Source organism: Tenacibaculum crassostreae (genome assembly GCF_964512405.1).
GTDB lineage: Bacteria > Bacteroidota > Bacteroidia > Flavobacteriales > Flavobacteriaceae > Polaribacter > Polaribacter crassostreae.
The window spans coordinates 343366-359843 of the sequence record NZ_CAZELE010000003.1 but is presented as its reverse complement, the minus strand read 5'-3'; the positions used below and the strand labels follow the sequence as shown (position 1 = coordinate 359843).

General features: G+C 33.2%; 10 protein-coding genes. All 10 read right to left on the bottom strand.

Features of this window, described 5'->3' with window-relative positions; all coding sequences use genetic code 11:
- Nucleotides 1-14 precede the first annotated feature (14 nt).
- Nucleotides 15-1997 carry a heavy metal translocating P-type ATPase gene (locus ACKTST_RS03905; RefSeq protein ID WP_348718392.1) on the bottom strand — a complete coding sequence of 661 codons (1983 nt, stop codon included), beginning with the start codon at nt 1995-1997 and terminating at the stop codon, nt 15-17.
- 52 nt (nt 1998-2049) lie between these two features.
- The gene (locus tag ACKTST_RS03900) at nt 2050-3249 is read right to left on the bottom strand and encodes an efflux RND transporter periplasmic adaptor subunit (protein ID WP_348718391.1); all 1200 of its coding nucleotides are present in this window, start codon (nt 3247-3249) and stop codon (nt 2050-2052) included.
- On the bottom strand, nt 3246-7562 hold the full coding sequence (locus ACKTST_RS03895; protein WP_348718390.1) for a CusA/CzcA family heavy metal efflux RND transporter: 4317 nt from the start codon (nt 7560-7562) through the stop codon (nt 3246-3248). The genes ACKTST_RS03900 and ACKTST_RS03895 overlap by 4 nt, the downstream gene beginning before the upstream one ends.
- 111 nt (nt 7563-7673) lie before the next feature.
- Nucleotides 7674-7973: a hypothetical protein gene (locus tag ACKTST_RS03890; protein ID WP_299009075.1), complete on the bottom strand. Its 300-nt coding sequence runs from the start codon at nt 7971-7973 to the stop codon at nt 7674-7676.
- 230 nt (nt 7974-8203) lie between these two features.
- Complete coding sequence (locus ACKTST_RS03885) at nt 8204-10834, bottom strand: heavy metal translocating P-type ATPase (RefSeq protein WP_348718388.1); 2631 nt, start codon at nt 10832-10834, stop codon at nt 8204-8206.
- Nucleotides 10834-11100, bottom strand: coding sequence for a hypothetical protein (locus ACKTST_RS03880; RefSeq protein WP_348718387.1), 267 nt, complete (start codon nt 11098-11100; stop codon nt 10834-10836). Before ACKTST_RS03880 ends, ACKTST_RS03885 begins: the two co-directional genes overlap by 1 nt.
- A 13-nt stretch (nt 11101-11113) precedes the next feature.
- Nucleotides 11114-13354, bottom strand: a complete 2241-nt coding sequence (locus ACKTST_RS03875) for a multicopper oxidase domain-containing protein (protein ID WP_348718386.1) — start codon at nt 13352-13354, stop codon at nt 11114-11116.
- A 276-nt stretch (nt 13355-13630) separates the two neighbouring features.
- A complete protein-coding gene (locus ACKTST_RS03870; RefSeq protein ID WP_348718384.1) occupies nt 13631-14209 on the bottom strand; it encodes an AraC family transcriptional regulator in 579 nt (192 codons plus the stop codon).
- A gap of 74 nt (nt 14210-14283) precedes the next feature.
- Nucleotides 14284-14727 (bottom strand): heavy-metal-associated domain-containing protein, encoded by a 444-nt coding sequence (locus ACKTST_RS03865; RefSeq protein ID WP_348718383.1) that lies wholly within the window; start codon nt 14725-14727, stop codon nt 14284-14286.
- Between the two features lie 20 nt (nt 14728-14747).
- A complete protein-coding gene (locus ACKTST_RS03860) occupies nt 14748-16478 on the bottom strand; it encodes an efflux RND transporter periplasmic adaptor subunit (protein WP_348718382.1) in 1731 nt (576 codons plus the stop codon).

The window sequence follows — 16478 nt, the reverse complement described above, 5'->3', positions numbered from 1 at the left end:
AATTTTGTTTCAATTTATGTTTTAAAACGTAACAATCTTAAGGCATTAAATACAACTAATAAAGTTGAACCTTCATGCATTAGCATTGCGGGTCCAATTTTGGCAATACCAGAAATAGTTAAAGGGATTAAGATGGCTACAATACCTAAACTCATCCATAAATTTTGCTTAATAATTGATTTTGACTGCCTACTTAATCCAATTACAAATGGTAAGTTTTCAATTTTATCAGACATTAAGGCAACATCTGCTGTTTCTAATGCTACATCACTACCCGCTGCACCCATAGCAATACCAACTGTACTATTAGCCATTGCTGGTGCATCATTTACACCATCACCAACCATAGCTATCTTACTATCGCGCTGTTTTAAATTTTTAATTGCAGTTACTTTATCCTCTGGTAATAAATTTCCTTTGGCTTCCGTTAAACCTATTTGTTTGGCAATACTTTCACCTACATTTTGATGATCGCCAGTTAGCATTATCATCTTTTTAATCCCGATTTCTTTTAATTTTTGAAGTGTACTTTTCGCATGCTCTCTTGGTACATCCATTACACTTAGTAACCCGATAAGTTTATTATTAAACGCTACCAACATTGCAGTATGTCCATTTTTTAATAAATCGCTCATTTGCATTTTAACATCCGAAGAAACAACAATATTTTTATCTATCATTAGTTTTTCATTACCAATAAATACTTCACCATTATCATAGTTGGCAGAAATTCCTTTTCCCTGAATAGCTTTAATATTAGTCGCTTTATTCGCAATAGTTAAACTGTACTGTTCTTTAATGTCTTTAGAAATAGCTTTCGCTAATGGATGATTACTTAAACTTTCAACTTCTAAAACTAATTTTAAGAATTCGTCTTGATCAAAACCTTTTAATGCAATAGCATTAGTTAGTTTTGGCTTCCCTTCAGTTAATGTTCCTGTTTTATCGAAAGCAATTGTAGTTAAACTACCTAGATCTTCTAATGCACGTCCGCCTTTAATCAATACTCCTTTTTGTGCAGCTCTCGCCACACCACTTAATACTGCACTTGGTGTAGAAATTGCCAAAGCACAAGGGCTTGCAGCTACTAAAACAGCAATAGCTCTGTAAAGGCTTTCTTTTGGTGTTTCATCTATTACCAAATATGCAAAACATAGCGCAACTACCAAAACAATAACCGCAGGCACAAACCATTTTTCAAACTTCTTGGTTAATAGTTGTGTTGGTGATTTTTGATCTTCGGCTTCACTTACCATTTTCACCAAGCGTGCAATCGTACTATCTTTACTCAAACGCAATACCTGTATTTCCAAAGCATTATCACCATTAATTGTGCCTGTAAATACTTTATTCTCAATATTAATATTTTCAAAACTTGGAATACTATCAATATTCGAAATTGCTTTTTTATCGACTGGCATACTTTCTCCAGTAATAGATGCTTGATTAATACTTGAATTTCCTTTTACAATGACACCATCTGCTGCTATTTTGGTATTAGGTTTTACTACAATTATATCATTAAGTTGTAGCTCTTCTATAGCTACTTCAACAATTGTATTATTACGCTTTACCAATGCTTTTTTTGGCGATAATTCACCTAATGCTTGAATAGATTTTTTAGCGCGCCCCATTGCATACTCCTCAAGAGCGTGCCCAATACTAAATAAAAATAGTAGCATTGCACCTTCTTCCCATTTTCCAAGATAGGCGGCACCTGCTGCGGCTACTAGCATTAAAAAGTCTATTTCAAATTGTCCTTTGCCTATTTTTTCGATGGCTTCTTTAGTTGTAAAAAATCCACCAAGAAAAAAGGAAATAATAAAACTTATCAGTGCATAGTTGGCTGGTAAGTTGGTTAATTTTTCTATAATTAATCCAGCGAAAAAGAAAACTCCACTTCCAATGGCAAAATAAAGCTCTGTATTTTTACCTAAAAATCCACCGTGATTTTCGTGATTGTGTCCGTCGTTTTTAGTATGTTTTTGTTGTGACATTTTTTTAATAAATATTAATGATCATCTTATATAAATGGTATCGACTATTCTGCTAATGCGCATGTCCTTCCATTCCTCCAGCTTTTTTAAGTAATTCACCTTTTAAAAAATGTGCCCCGCTGGTTACTATATTAATGTTAAAGTTATTTTCTTGAATAGTTTTTAATTCTGTAAACCCATTATCGGTACTTCCAATCGTGACTTCTAATGGAATAAATTCCTCATTACTTTCAGCCATGAATATAAACTTTTCACCTTCAATATCTACAATTGCTTCTTCTGGTACTGTGGTCTTATTTTCTCCACCTAACAAAATTTCAGCATTTATAAATGTACCCGCTCTTAGTAATTGTTGTTCATCTTCGAAATGCCCATGAACATTAACAGTTTTTGTTTGGTCATTAACTTTTTGACTAATCAATTTAATATAACCGTTATATTCTCTATCTATACCATTAGGTTTAAATACAAACTCATCTTTAATCTTTAATCTTGATATATCAGAACCAAATACATTTAGTTCAGCATGTTTATGATCGTTATCTATAATCTCCATCATTTCCGAATTTGCTTCTAAAAACTTTCCTTTATTTAGGTTGTTCTCTACAACGTAACCAGAAATTGGTGCTTTTACATAAACATATTGTTGTATACCACTATTTCTAACAATAGTTGGTGAAATTCCTGCCATTTTCAGTTGTGATGCATAACTGTCTACTAAACTTTTTGCAGATAGGTACACACTTTGAGCCATTTGGAACGACTTTTTTGAAGCAATGTCTTTTTCAAATAACATCTTCTTTCTATCATATTCGGACTTTGCTAAAGAATGTTTGTTTATTGCTTCTAAGTAATTGTATTGTAAATCGGTAAAATTAGGGTGCTGTAAAATTGCTACTGTTTGTCCTTTATGAACTTTATCTCCTGGCAACAAATCTGTTTTAAAAACAAAGGCCTCTAATGGAGCATATACAGTTGCTTTACTTTGTGGAGGCACTTCAATACTCCCAGTAACTTCAATGCGCTCACGAATATTTCGTTCACGAATACTATCGGTTTGTATGTTTGCCGATTTTATTTGAGTGGCGTTTAAGTGAATTTCATTTTCTGAATGTTCTTCCGAATCACCTTTATCCTCTTCAGACTTTACAATTCTGGATTGTTCTTTTTCATGATCGTGATCATCTTCATGTTTTGATTTACAGCTTATTACAGCTGCAATTACCATAAATAATATTATTATTCTTTTCATTTGTTTAATATTTTGTTGTAGAATTCATATTCTATAACTGTTTTATTATAGGTGTTTACTAATTGTAAATAGTTTTGCATTACTTGAAAATAAGCATTAAAGCTCTGATTGTATTGATAAGCATCTATTTCGCCCGCTTTATAAGCCGTTTCTAATTTTATAATGAACTTTTGGGCCTGTTCGGTTGTGCTTTTGATGCTTTCTAATTCTGATTGTAACTGTACAACCTGCAATTGCAAACTGCTACTATTATTTTTTAAGGCTACTTTTTTCGCTTCATTTTCAAAAGCAATCTCTTCTCTTATGATTTTTTGCTTTTTGATTTTTGCTTTATTAACTCCAAACGGTAAAGGAATATTTAAGCCTACTCTAAAACCTGTATATGCGTTAGCATTTCCTTCTTTCCTATTAATAATCCCAGCAGTAACTTCTGGAAAATATATGGATTTAGCTACTGCAACTTTTTTATCTGCCACTTCATTACTTTTATTAATAGCATCTAAAAACATTGTCGAATTGCTTTCTATAGTTGGTAATGGTAATGGTTTTGGAAATTCTTTTTCTGGCACAATTTTGTTATCTAATTGCAATAAGAATTTTAACTGATTTTCTATATTAATAAACTGCTTATATACATTACTTTTTTGTGACTGTACACCCAAGGATTGTAGAATAGTAACATCATTTTCTAATCCACCTATTTCTCCTGATTCATGTAGCTTATTTGAGATGCTTTTTATAGCATTTACATTTTTTTGCTGTTCTTCCATCAAGGATTTTAAGGCATATAAATAATGCCATTGCTGGTATAAATATCGAACATTTAAAACAGCTTGTCTTTGGGATATATCTGCATTTAGCTTTGCAAACTCTGTTTGTGTTTTAGCTAGTTTTTGTCTATTAATATGTGATAAAATAGAACCAAAATTTTGATTTATACTCCATTCTTTTTCATCTGCATTGGGTGCAATTCCCACAGTTTGATAGTTAACTGATAAGGGTTCTAATACTATCGCTCCGCCAATGTTAGTCTTCTGCTTTTCAATATTTAATGTGGCCTTTTTTAATGTAACTGACTTCGCTAATGCTAATTCGATAGCCTCTTTTTCAGTTAAAACATTGGTAGATTGTTGCGCACTGGCAAATGAAATACCTAAGAAAAATAGAGCTACAGTTATTGTATTTTTATTCGGTTTTTTAATCGATTTAGTTTCAAAAAACATATATAAAATTGGCAAAATCAACAAGGTTAATAAAGTAGCTGAAACTAAACCGCCAATAACTACAGTAGCTAATGGTTTTTGTACTTCCGCTCCTGCTGATGTGGCTAAAGCCATTGGTAAGAAACCAACAGATGCTACCAAAGCAGTCATTATAACAGGGCGTAAACGTACTGATGTTCCTTTTTTAATCACATCGACAACGTTAGTCATTCCGTCTTTTTTGAGGCGATTAAATTCAGCAATAAGTACAATACCATTTAAAACAGCAACACCAAATAGCGCAATAAACCCTATTCCTGCCGAGATACTAAAAGGCATATCTCTCAACCATAATGCAAATATTCCGCCAATGGCCGACATAGGAATTGCCATAAAAATAAGTAAGCTCTGTTTTACCGACTTAAACGTAATATACAGTAACATAAAAATAAGTAATAAGGCCACAGGTACGGCAATTCCTAATCTTGTACGTGCTTCTTCTAAATTTTTAAACGTACCTCCATAGGTTACATAGTAGCCTGCATCAAATTGAACTTTCTCTTCAATGTTCTTTTTTACTTCAGAAACTATACTAGCCACATCACGTCCACGTACATTAAACCCGACAGTTAATCGACGTTTGGCATCGTCTCTTTGAATTTGATTCGGGCCTGTTTTAAAACTTATCTCTGCAACACTTGCTAATGGAATTTGCATGCCATTAGGCATTGTAACATAGAGTTTTTTAATATCCTCTATACTATTGCGACTAGATTTTTGTAATCTTACAACTAAATCGTATCGCTTTTCACCTTCATATACTGTTCCTGCATTTTGTCCTGCAAAAGCTGCATTAATAGCAGTATTTACATCTTGAATAGCTAATCCGTAACGTGCTAGCTGTTCTCTTTTATAGTCAATTACGATTTGTTGTAATCCACCAACCTTTTCAACATATAAATCTTCAGCACCTTGAACAGTTGGAATTATTTTCGCAATCTTATTTCCATAAGAAATTAATTTGTCTAGATCTTCTCCATAAACTTTTAATACAACATCTTGTCGTGCACCAGTCATCAATTCGTTAAAACGCATTTGTATGGGTTGTTGAAAACCAAAGGTTACTCCCACCATATTTTCTTCAAGTTTTTCCTGCATTTTTTGAGCCAATTCTTCTTTGGAATTTGCTTTAGTCCAATGGTCTGGTTCAGAAAGGATAATCATTATATCTGCCGCTTCAATAGGCATTGGATCAGTTGGTATTTCAGAAGAACCTATTTTTCCCACAACTTCTATAACTTCATCTGGAAACTCTCGTAATAAAATTTGTTCTGCCTTTTCAGATGATTTAATAGTATGAGATACACTACTTCCTGTACTTACCATCATTTGTGCAGCAAAATCTCCTTCATCTAGTGTAGGTATAAATTCTGAGCCCATTTTAGTAAACGTAAAAATGCTAAACGAAAAGATTAAAAGTGTAGCAATAATTACTTTGGTAGCATTAGTAAGTACAAAATTTAATATTGGTTCGTAAACCTTTTGAATTGATTCGATAATTTTATCTGAAAAGTTCTTTTTATCAACTAACTTCTTCTTTAAAAAAAGTGCACTAATCATTGGCACGTATGTTAGTGATAAAATAAATGCTCCAAGTATAGCAAAGCTAACGGTCATTGCCATTGGTTTGAACATTTTTCCTTCGATACCTACTAAAGCTAAAATTGGCAAGTACACTATTAAGATTATAATTTCTCCAAATGCCGCACTCGTTCTAATTTTTGAGGCTGATTGATACACTTCATCGTCCATTTGAGATTGAGAGAGTAATGTACCTGATTTTCGCAATCCCAGATGATGTAAAGTAGCTTCAACAATGATAACAGATCCGTCAACTATAATCCCAAAATCAATTGCACCTAAACTCATTAGATTTCCTGATACACCGAATAAATTCATTAAGCTTATTGCGAACAACATGGATAAAGGAATAACCGAGGCAACTATTAAACTGGCTCTTAAATTTCCAAGAAGTAAAACCAAGATGAAAATTACAATTAGAGCTCCTTCAATTAAGTTTGTTGAAACTGTTTTAATAGCTTTATTTACTAATTTTGTTCTATCTAAAAATGGGCGAATTTCAACACCTTCAGGAAGACTTTTTTCAATTTGAGAAATACGCTCTTTTACGTTTTTTATTACTTTAGATGAGTTAGCTCCTTTTAACATCATTACAATAGCACCAACAACTTCACCCTCACCATTTCTAGTCATAGCACCATAACGAATGGCGTTACCAAATTGTACTTTTCCTATGTCTCTAATTAAAACAGGGGTGCCGTTTTGAGTATTCGTTACAACAATATTTTTAATATCGTCTAACGTTTTTATCAAACCTTCACTACGTATAAAATAGGCCTTTGGGTTTTTGTCAATATATGCTCCTCCTGTATTTTGATTGTTTTTTGACAAGGCACTAAACACGTCACTTATACTTATATTTAAGGCAGATAGACGCTCTGGTATTAGTGCAACTTCGTATTGCTTAAGATATCCTCCAAAACTACTTACATCTGCAACACCTTCTAACCCCAATAATTGACGACGGACAATCCAATCTTGAATAGAGCGTAACTCCATAGCATCGTATTGTTTCTCATAACCTTTTTTAGCATATAAAGTATATTGATAAATTTCACCCAATCCTGTTGTTACAGGCATCATTTCTGGTGTACCAATACCAGATGGAATTTGGTTTTTTGCTTCTATGAGACGTTCACTGATTTGTTGACGTGCCCAATAAATATCAATGTTATCCTTAAAGACGACAGTTACCACACTCAACCCAAAGCGCGAAAATGAACGTATTTCTTCTACATCTGGTATATTAGACATAGTCATTTCAACTGGAAATGTAACCAAACGCTCAATATCTTGAGCTGATTGAGAAGGGGCTGAAGTTATAATTTGTACCTGATTATTGGTAATGTCTGGTAAAGCATCTATTGGTAATTGTTTTGCAGAATAGATTCCCCAGCCTATTAAAGCAAATACCAATGTTCCAATAATCAATTTATTTTTAATCGAAAATTTTATAATATTATCCAACATAATGATGAATTTTGTTACTATTTATATTAATTAGTAGACATCTTTTCTAATGAAAAGATGCATTAAAATGAGTTTCTGAAATAAATTCAGAATAACTTAATACTAGTAACTCTAAACCCGAGGTGGTTGGAAAATACCGTCTAAATAAGAAGAATTGTAAATTGATTGATAAAAACTTATTAAAGTTTTTTCAGAAGAAGCAACAACTATTTGAAGTTGGTTTAATGGAAAAGAAATAGCCAAAATTGAAGAGAATTCTATGGAACAATGATGGTGGTGCTCCTTATTCTTATCTTCATCATTATCATTTTGATGATGCTCTTCTTCATGTTCATGATCAACATCAATATGTTGCTCGATATCATCTTCATATATAATAACATCATTATGCGCCAATAGCGGTGGCGACATCAATAAAAATGTTAATATATAGATTATTAGATGCTTCATAAACTTAGGCAAAGATACAAAGTTTACAATTTAGTTATGTTATTAACTGTTAAGGTTTCTTTAAATTATTAAGGTTGATTTTCATTTAGTTTGCAATAATGGAAAACTACCACGTTCAAAGTACTGCAAAATTCAATAACGATTATGATTGGGCGCACATAGTTGGTTAAAAGTCTTTCTGTTCTACAAAATTAAATTTTTACATTTCGCAATCGCAACGCATTCCCGATTACAGACACAGAGCTAAAACTCATAGCTAGTGCGGCAATCATAGGTGATAATAATATGCCGAAGATTGGAAATAAAACTCCTGCAGCAACGGGAACACCTAAAACATTATAGATAAATGCAAAAAATAGATTTTGCTTAATGTTTTGCACAACTTTATGACTTAGGTTTTTAGCTTTTACAATACCTTGTAAATCACCTTTTACCAAGGTAATAGAAGCACTTTCTATAGCAACATCTGTTCCTGTTCCCATAGCGATTCCAACATCCGATTGTGCTAATGCAGGTGCATCATTAATTCCATCACCAGCCATTGCTACAATTTTACCTTGCGCTTGTAATAACTCAATTTCTTTAAGTTTATCCTCTGGTAAGCATTCTGCTTTAAAATGTTTTAACTGTAATTTTTCCGCAACTGCTTGAGCAGTATTTTTATTATCACCTGTAAGCATTATCACTTCAATACCTTTTGCTTGTAAAGTTTTAATAGCTTCCTCACTTGTTTTCTTAATGGCATCAAAAATAGTAACATAACCAACGGCTTCTTTACCGATAGCAATGTATGAAACCGTTTTACCTTGTTGTTGTTCTGCTTTAGCTTGTTCTAACAAGTTATTAGAAAGCTCAATATTAAACTGATGTAACAATTTATCATTACCTAAAGACACTTGATGTCCGTCTATAGTTCCAATAACTCCTTTACCTTTTACAGCTTCAAAATCTGGAACATCAACATCCTTTATGTTTTTTTCTTTGGCAAATTTAACCACAGCTTCTGCCAACGGATGTTCACTATATTGATTCAATGATGCTATCTTTTGAGTTAAATCAGTTTCAGAGATTTTTTCTGAAATTGATATAACTTTTTCTACAGACGGTTTCCCTTCAGTAATGGTTCCCGTTTTATCTACAATTAAGGTATCAACCTTCTCCATTTTTTCAAGAGCTTCAGCGTTTTTAATCAAAACACCTGATTGTGCTCCACGTCCAATACCAACCATTACAGACATCGGTGTGGCTAATCCTAAGGCACAAGGACACGCAATAATCAACACAGCTATGGCATTTACAAAGGCAAATACATAAGCTGGTTCAGGTCCAAAAATAGCCCAAACAATAAATGTAAGTACAGCAACCACCAATACGATAGGTACAAAATATTTTGAGATTTTATCTGCTAACTTTTGCATTGGTGCTTTTGAACGACTCGCATTATTTACCATTGTGATAATTTGAGATAGCAAAGTTTCAGAACCTACTTTTTGGGCTTCCATCACAAAAGATTTTGTACCATTAATAGTTCCTGAACTTACTTTATCACCTTGCTTTTTATCTACAGGAATTGGTTCACCAGTAATCATAGATTCATCAATACTACTTACCCCTTCGTTAATTACTCCATCAACAGGAATCTTATCTCCTGGTTTTACACGTAATAAATCGCCTTGTTGAATTTTATCAATAGCAATAATTTTTTCTTCACCGTTTACCAATAGAGTGGCTGTTGAAGGCACTAACTTTAGTAACTCTTTAATAGCTCCACTAGTTTGACTATGTGCTCTTGCTTCCAGTAATTGCCCTAATAACACTAAGGTCAATATAACTGTAGTAGCTTCAAAATATACAAATACATTACCGTGAGGTGTTTTAAATTGCGCTGGAAAAATATCAGGAAATAGCATAGCAAATACACTAAATACCCACGCAATACCTGCGCCAATACCAATTAAGGTAAACATATTTAGGTTACGTGTTTTTATAGACTTCCATGCTTTTTCAAAGAACATCCAAGTTGCATAAAAAACAACAGGAATGGATAATACTAACTGAACCCAGTTCCACATTTTTTGATCTAAAATGTTATATAACGGATTGTTAGATACCATTTCTGACATGGCAATAATGAAAATAGGAATGGTAAAAGCTACCGCTACTTTAAACTTTTTAAGTAGTTTTTGATAAATAGCATCTTCTTCATTATCACTGTGTTCCATTGGTACTAAATCCATACCACAAATTGGACATGAACCAAATTCGTCTTTAACAATTTCCGGATGCATTGGACAGGTAAACTGTACACTTTTAGGCATCAGCTCTGGAATTTTTTCCAAATTCATTCCACAAACAGGACAATCACCAGGTTTATCATACACTTTAGAACCTTCACAGTGCATAGGGCAATGATATTTTCCAGCAGCTTCTGGACCTAATGTTGGTGTAGGGTGATTGTGTTCATTACCATGTTGATGATACTTACTTGTGCTGTGTCCAGTACTACAACATGAAGCGGTTTTTTCTTCTGTTTTATTTTGATGTGACTCAGTAGCTTTAGCATTTCCACCACAACAAGAGTCTCCTTTGTTTTCTCCTTCTTTTTTAGGAGTATGATGTGTCATTTCAATAGTATAGTTCCCTGCTTCAGCTAATACTTCTTGCATAGTTTCTGTAGTAACATGTTGCTCCATTTCTATGGTAGCGCTATCTGGTAAACTTACTTGTGCATTTATAATGCCTTCAATACTATTTAAGGTTTTTTCAACTTTAGTTCTACAACCATTACAGGTCATTCCTGTTATTTTATAAGTATGCTTCATTACATTTTCATTTTTTCTTGGTTCATTTTTAATACATTCAAATGCAATAAATGCAAATGACGTCCAACCCCGAATAGTAAAATTCCGAGCCCTAAAAATCGTGTTGGCATCCCCATTTGTTTAATAAATTGTATTGGGTTTGTTGATAGATTATTGAGAAAGTCCAATGTGAACGCAATACAAATGATAATTAACCCCAAAGCAATGATTCTATAACAGCTTTTTAGGTCTTTTAATTTGATGTTGATTTTATCTATATTTTCCATAATTCTTTTTTATTTAAAACCTAACTGTCAATCCGCCACCAGCTCCAAAACGATTGTCATAACTTGCTGATAATGAAAAATACTGTCCTAAAATATACTCTGCACCAACGCTCCAAATATATTCACGTTCCCAGTTTGTATCTGCTGGTAAGTCATTTTTCCAACCAAAATCGGCTTGCATTTGCCACATTCCTTGTAACTCTACGCGATTAAATATTGGAATTGCAGTTGAAAACTGAATTTGAGGACGTAGCTGTGTGTCGATACCTAAATCGCTATCAATAAAGAAAGGTAATAACCAACGTACACCAGCTCGTCCAACAGTTGTGATTTCATCTAAAGAATCTTCAACTTCGTTTTCGGCTTCTATTCCGATGTATGCTCTAAAAAATGTTCCGAGATAGCGTTCATAATCGGCACCAATTTCTACATTTTTATTCCAACCGTATTGTGCATCGACATTAAATTGGTTGTAGGTGTTAGTTGCTACTAATTCTAATGAAGCCATATGACTTGCCACAGTAGTTTCTCCCCAAGTATAGATTTTTTGATCTGCTTTGGTAAGTTGTTTTAATGGATAGTTTGCCATTCGAGGATCGCGCGGATCACCATAACTAAAAATACGTGCCATACCAGCTTTGGCGTGATACAAGATATGACAATGGAAAAACCAATCTCCAGTTTCATTAGCATCAAATTCGATAGTAACGCTTCCCATTGGCGGTACATTTACTGTGTGCTTTAATGGTGAATATTCACCATTGGCATTGACAACCCTAAAAAAATGTCCATGTAAATGCATTGGATGATGCATCATTGTTTTGTTATTAAGGGTAATACGTGCTTTTTCACCTCGTTTTATTTTTATTTTATCAACTTCGGAAAGGACTTTGCCATTTAAACTCCACACATAACGCAACATATTTCCAGTAAGATTAAGTGTGATTTCATTGGTCGGCAACTCGGAATGAATGGTTGTTTTTACAGGTGATTTTAAATAATCATACGAAAACTCCTTGTTCATCTGCATATTCATTCCTTTCATTTTTGTGGAATCTGATTTCATCATATCCATTTTATGATGTTGATGCTTGTCATTCATCTTCATTTTTGGCATCGAATCTTTTTTATGCATAAGCATTTCTTCCATTTCCATCTCTTTTTTCATAGACATTTTTTCATCCATTTTCATAGAACCTCCCATCTTCATATTACCCATTTGTTTAAGCATCTTTATGTAATCTACAGGGGGTAATACCTTAGCCTTTTCTATAGTACCGCTTCCTAATATTGCAGATGTGAATCCAGAACCATCTTGAGCAGTAGCTCTTACTTCTACGGCACCACTTTCGGGAATTGTTACGATATAATCATACGTTTCTGCAATGGCGTGTAATACCTTGTCTCTATGAACAGGAACTACATCTACACCATCACTGGCAATAAGCATTTGTTTTCCGCCAATGGTAATCCAAAAATAGGTAGCAGCCGAAGAGTTAACCATTCTAATACGTACTTTATCACCCGCTTTGAATTGTGGATAAGTAGGTGCTGGTTTTCCATTAATAAGAAAAGCATCAAAAGCCACATCGGAAATATCTACTCCTGGCATTCGCTTGCTCCATAACTTTAATTGAGCGCCAAGCGCATTGTTAGCAATGGCATTGGCTAAAGAAACATTAGTCTTACGTTTAATAGCATACCACTCATTATTTCGTTTTAGGTTTTTAAGTACGCTATATGGCTTTTCGTCTGTCCAGTCAGACAATACCAAGGTCAGGTCATAATCGTAATCGAGTTTTTGTTTTTTTGGCTTTATCATAATAGCACCATATACTCCTCGCTGTTCTTGTAAACCTGTATGTGAATGATACCAATACGTTCCTGAATGTGTAAGTGGAAATTCGAATTTGTGGGTTTTCCCTGGAAGAATAGGTGGCGAATTGAGATAGGGCACACCATCTTGAAAATTAGGTAAAATCAATCCGTGCCAATGCACAGAGGTTTCGACCTTCATGTTGTTAGTAACGTAGATAACAGCGTTTTGCCCTTCGGTAAAAGTCAAGGTTGGTGCTGGAATGGAATTGTTTACTGCCATTGCTTCAACTTCTTTCCCTGTGAAGTTTACCATTTTTTCATCTATGGTAATGCGATAAGTAACCGTGTTTCCTGAAATTTCAGGTATTATTTTTTCTTGTGCTATTATATTAATTACAAAAAGAAATGCGATTAAATTTAAAACTACTGATTTCATATTTTGAATATTTTGTTTCACGAATTTCTTATAAAACAGAACCCTTATCGTGTATAATTATGGTTAATTTGTATCAATTGTACTTCGTTATATTTTTTTAAAGACTAAGGTTATTTTTATTATTTCGATTCTTTTTCTATTCGTTTCTTTATATAGTTTATAAGACTAAATAATATACGCAAAAGGAACTTGTATGAAAAAAAAACAACTAAACTTATTATTACCGTTTTCATAATAACATCTTCATTAAATCAATCTGAAAAAGAATGAAAACAGTTATAAACCATTGTCATTATTAAGTTTATCAAGTGTATTTCTTTTACCAAAAGCTTTAAATTGCGTAGGGGTTAGCCCTGTAACTTGTTTAAATTGTCTTGATAAATGTTGAGGACTGCTATAATTTAAATCGTAGGATATTTGCGATAGATTTAGCTCACCATATTTTAGCAACTCCTTAACCTTTTCTATTTTTAGATGAATAATATATTTTTCAATAGTTGTCCTTTCAGTTTCAGAAAACAGTTTGCTAAGATTAGTATAATCCATACCAATGGCATCTGTTAATATTGTAGAAATGTTTTGTGTTACTTTAGTATTACTATGATGAATTTGTTCTATAAGAATTGATTTTATTTTATTTATAAGTTGCCTATCCTTATTTTTTAAGAGCTCAAACCCTTCTTTTTTAAGTATTTGTTTTATTTGATGTAGAGTAGTTTCGTCTACTGTTTCTTTAAAATGAATACTCCCCAAATTAACCTCATCAAAATTTATCTGGTTTTTAGTTAACTCATCAGTAATAACTTTAATACAGCGAGGACACACCATATTTTTTATGTAAAGAATAGTATTCATTATTTTTGTTGTTTTAGATATCTAATTGATTGCTTCCGAAAATATATTTTAATGTTTTCGGAAGCTATGTTTTCTTAATGATCGTGATTAGAATGGTCATCAGAACTGTTCTCTCCAGATTGATTCATTTGCATACTATGATCATATTTGCAACATCCTGGTAAGCCGTTATATGCTTCTTCATTCCCTGCTACTTTTTCAGTATCATAACCAGATGCGGCAATAGCATTATGAATTGCCATGACGTTAGTCTTTGATTCATCAAAAGACACATCAATTTTCTTTTTGTTTCTATCCCAAACTGCACTAGTAACACCAGCTACTCCATTAGCAGCTTTTTCTATGGTGTTTTTACACATACCACAATTTCCTCTAACTCCAAAACTAGTATTGGTCATTGCAATAGTTTTAACGGCTTCTATTTTAGGCGAATCCTTAGTTTCTTTTTTTGCTTCGTTTTTACAGCTAGTAAATAGTACTGAAACTACTACTGCTACACTTAAAATTACTTTTTTCATTATCTTTATTTTATTAATTATTATTCTATTGTTTCTTTAACTTCTCCACACCTTAACATCGCATCTCCGAAATAGGGGTTTAATACTTTTTCCTCAAGACTTAACCAGTAAGCTCCTTTGTTGTTATTTGCCATAGGGCAGAATTGATGATATATTTTTTGATTAACACCAAATAATTGCACTGCCTTTGTAAGATGTGTCGATAAATGCTTAAAATGATCTCTTTGTTTTTTAATATCTGAAATACTTGAAATGGATTTCGCAGCAGATTTAATTTCTTTCTCCAACGGCATCCAATGACTGTGTGCGCTCTCGTCTTTCAACAATTTCATATCTACTTTGTTTAAACTAGATTGAAGTGTTGTTGCTGATATACTTGAAATATTAGCATCATCTTTTACCAAAGCATCTTTTAATTGAATATAATTCTCGAAAACACTTTTTAGTTGGTTTTGAAATTTGGCAGATACTTCTATTCTTTCAACAGCTTCATTCATACTATGTCCTGCGTGTTCGTCCATTGTATTTTGATTGTTCATCATCGATTTTTTACCTTGTAATTGTGCCGCGGCATCAATAGTAAATGTACCGTTGGTAACAATTTCATCTCCTTTTTTCAAGCCTTTTATCACTTCATAATTTTCTCCAATCTCATTGCCTAATTTTACTTCACGCATTTCAAATACAGGTTGGTCAGAACTTGTTTTCACATATACTACTGAACGTTCACCAGTCCATAAAACAGCGGAAGTAGGAACCGATAGTAATTCTTTCTTATCATGATTTATAACTTCAATTCTCCCTTCAACAAACATTCCTGGTTTAAAAGTATCTTTTGAATTTTTTAAAACAACTCTTAGACTTACCGTTCTGGTTTTGGTATTTAAAACAGGATCTATAAAATCTACTTTGGCTTTAAACTTCTTATTTGGATAAGCATTCGTCGTTATGGTAATTTCCTGTCCTTTATTGAATAAATCGATTTGATTTTCATATACATCAAAATTTGCCCAAACAGTATTTAAGTTAGCTATTTTAAGTAAAGGTTGTCCTTGTTTTATAGCAGCTCCTTCTTCAACCAACTTTTCTGAAACTGTACCTGAAACTGTTGCATATACTGGAAAATTCTCTTTTACCTTTCCTAAATTTTCAATTTGATTGATTTGCTTTTCTGAAAGTTTCCAGAGTTTTAATTTTCTACGTACAGCTTGGTATAACGCAGGTTGTGATTCTTTTAGAGACGCTGCGGTAATTAACTCTTGTTGTGCTGCAAATAATTCAGGAGAATAAATGGTAGCTAGCAACTGTCCTTTACGTACCTCTTCACCTACATAATTAACATTTAATCGTTCAATTCTTCCTGAAAAATAACTGACCTGCACAGCATTCGCTTCTTCATTTTCTACAATCTTTCCTGACAACTTTATGGTATTTCCTTCTGTCTCACTATCTCCTACAACAGAGGTTTGTACGTTTGCCAAAGCCATAGCATTTTTTGACAATTTAAATTCATCTGGACGTAATCCATCTGCTCCAGCTTCAGCAGGAATCAAATCCATACCACATATAGGGCAATCACCAGGTTCTGGTTGCATAATTTGCGGATGCATAGAACAAGTCCATTGCTGATTTGCAGCCGTAGTTTCATCATGATTATGAGTTGTTTTACCTTCAGATGAACCACCAAAAAGTAACCAGCCAAATAGCAAACCAGCTAATAATATTCCTAAATAGATTATGTATTTTTTCAT

Excerpts from the sequence above, each read along its gene's own strand:
- ACKTST_RS03890 (WP_299009075.1), bottom strand. The coding sequence starts at position 7,973 with ATGTCGCCACCGCTATTGGCGCATAATGATGTTATTATATATGAAGAT.
- ACKTST_RS03895 (WP_348718390.1), bottom strand. The coding sequence starts at position 7,562 with ATGTTGGATAATATTATAAAATTTTCGATTAAAAATAAATTGATTATT.
- ACKTST_RS03905 (WP_348718392.1), bottom strand. The coding sequence starts at position 1,997 with ATGTCACAACAAAAACATACTAAAAACGACGGACACAATCACGAAAAT.
- ACKTST_RS03865 (WP_348718383.1), bottom strand. The coding sequence starts at position 14,727 with ATGAAAAAAGTAATTTTAAGTGTAGCAGTAGTAGTTTCAGTACTATTT.
- ACKTST_RS03870 (WP_348718384.1), bottom strand. The coding sequence starts at position 14,209 with ATGAATACTATTCTTTACATAAAAAATATGGTGTGTCCTCGCTGTATT.
- ACKTST_RS03900 (WP_348718391.1), bottom strand. The coding sequence starts at position 3,249 with ATGAAAAGAATAATAATATTATTTATGGTAATTGCAGCTGTAATAAGC.
- ACKTST_RS03880 (WP_348718387.1), bottom strand. The coding sequence starts at position 11,100 with ATGGAAAATATAGATAAAATCAACATCAAATTAAAAGACCTAAAAAGC.
- ACKTST_RS03885 (WP_348718388.1), bottom strand. The coding sequence starts at position 10,834 with ATGAAGCATACTTATAAAATAACAGGAATGACCTGTAATGGTTGTAGA.
- ACKTST_RS03875 (WP_348718386.1), bottom strand. The coding sequence starts at position 13,354 with ATGAAATCAGTAGTTTTAAATTTAATCGCATTTCTTTTTGTAATTAAT.
- ACKTST_RS03860 (WP_348718382.1), bottom strand. The coding sequence starts at position 16,478 with ATGAAAAAATACATAATCTATTTAGGAATATTATTAGCTGGTTTGCTA.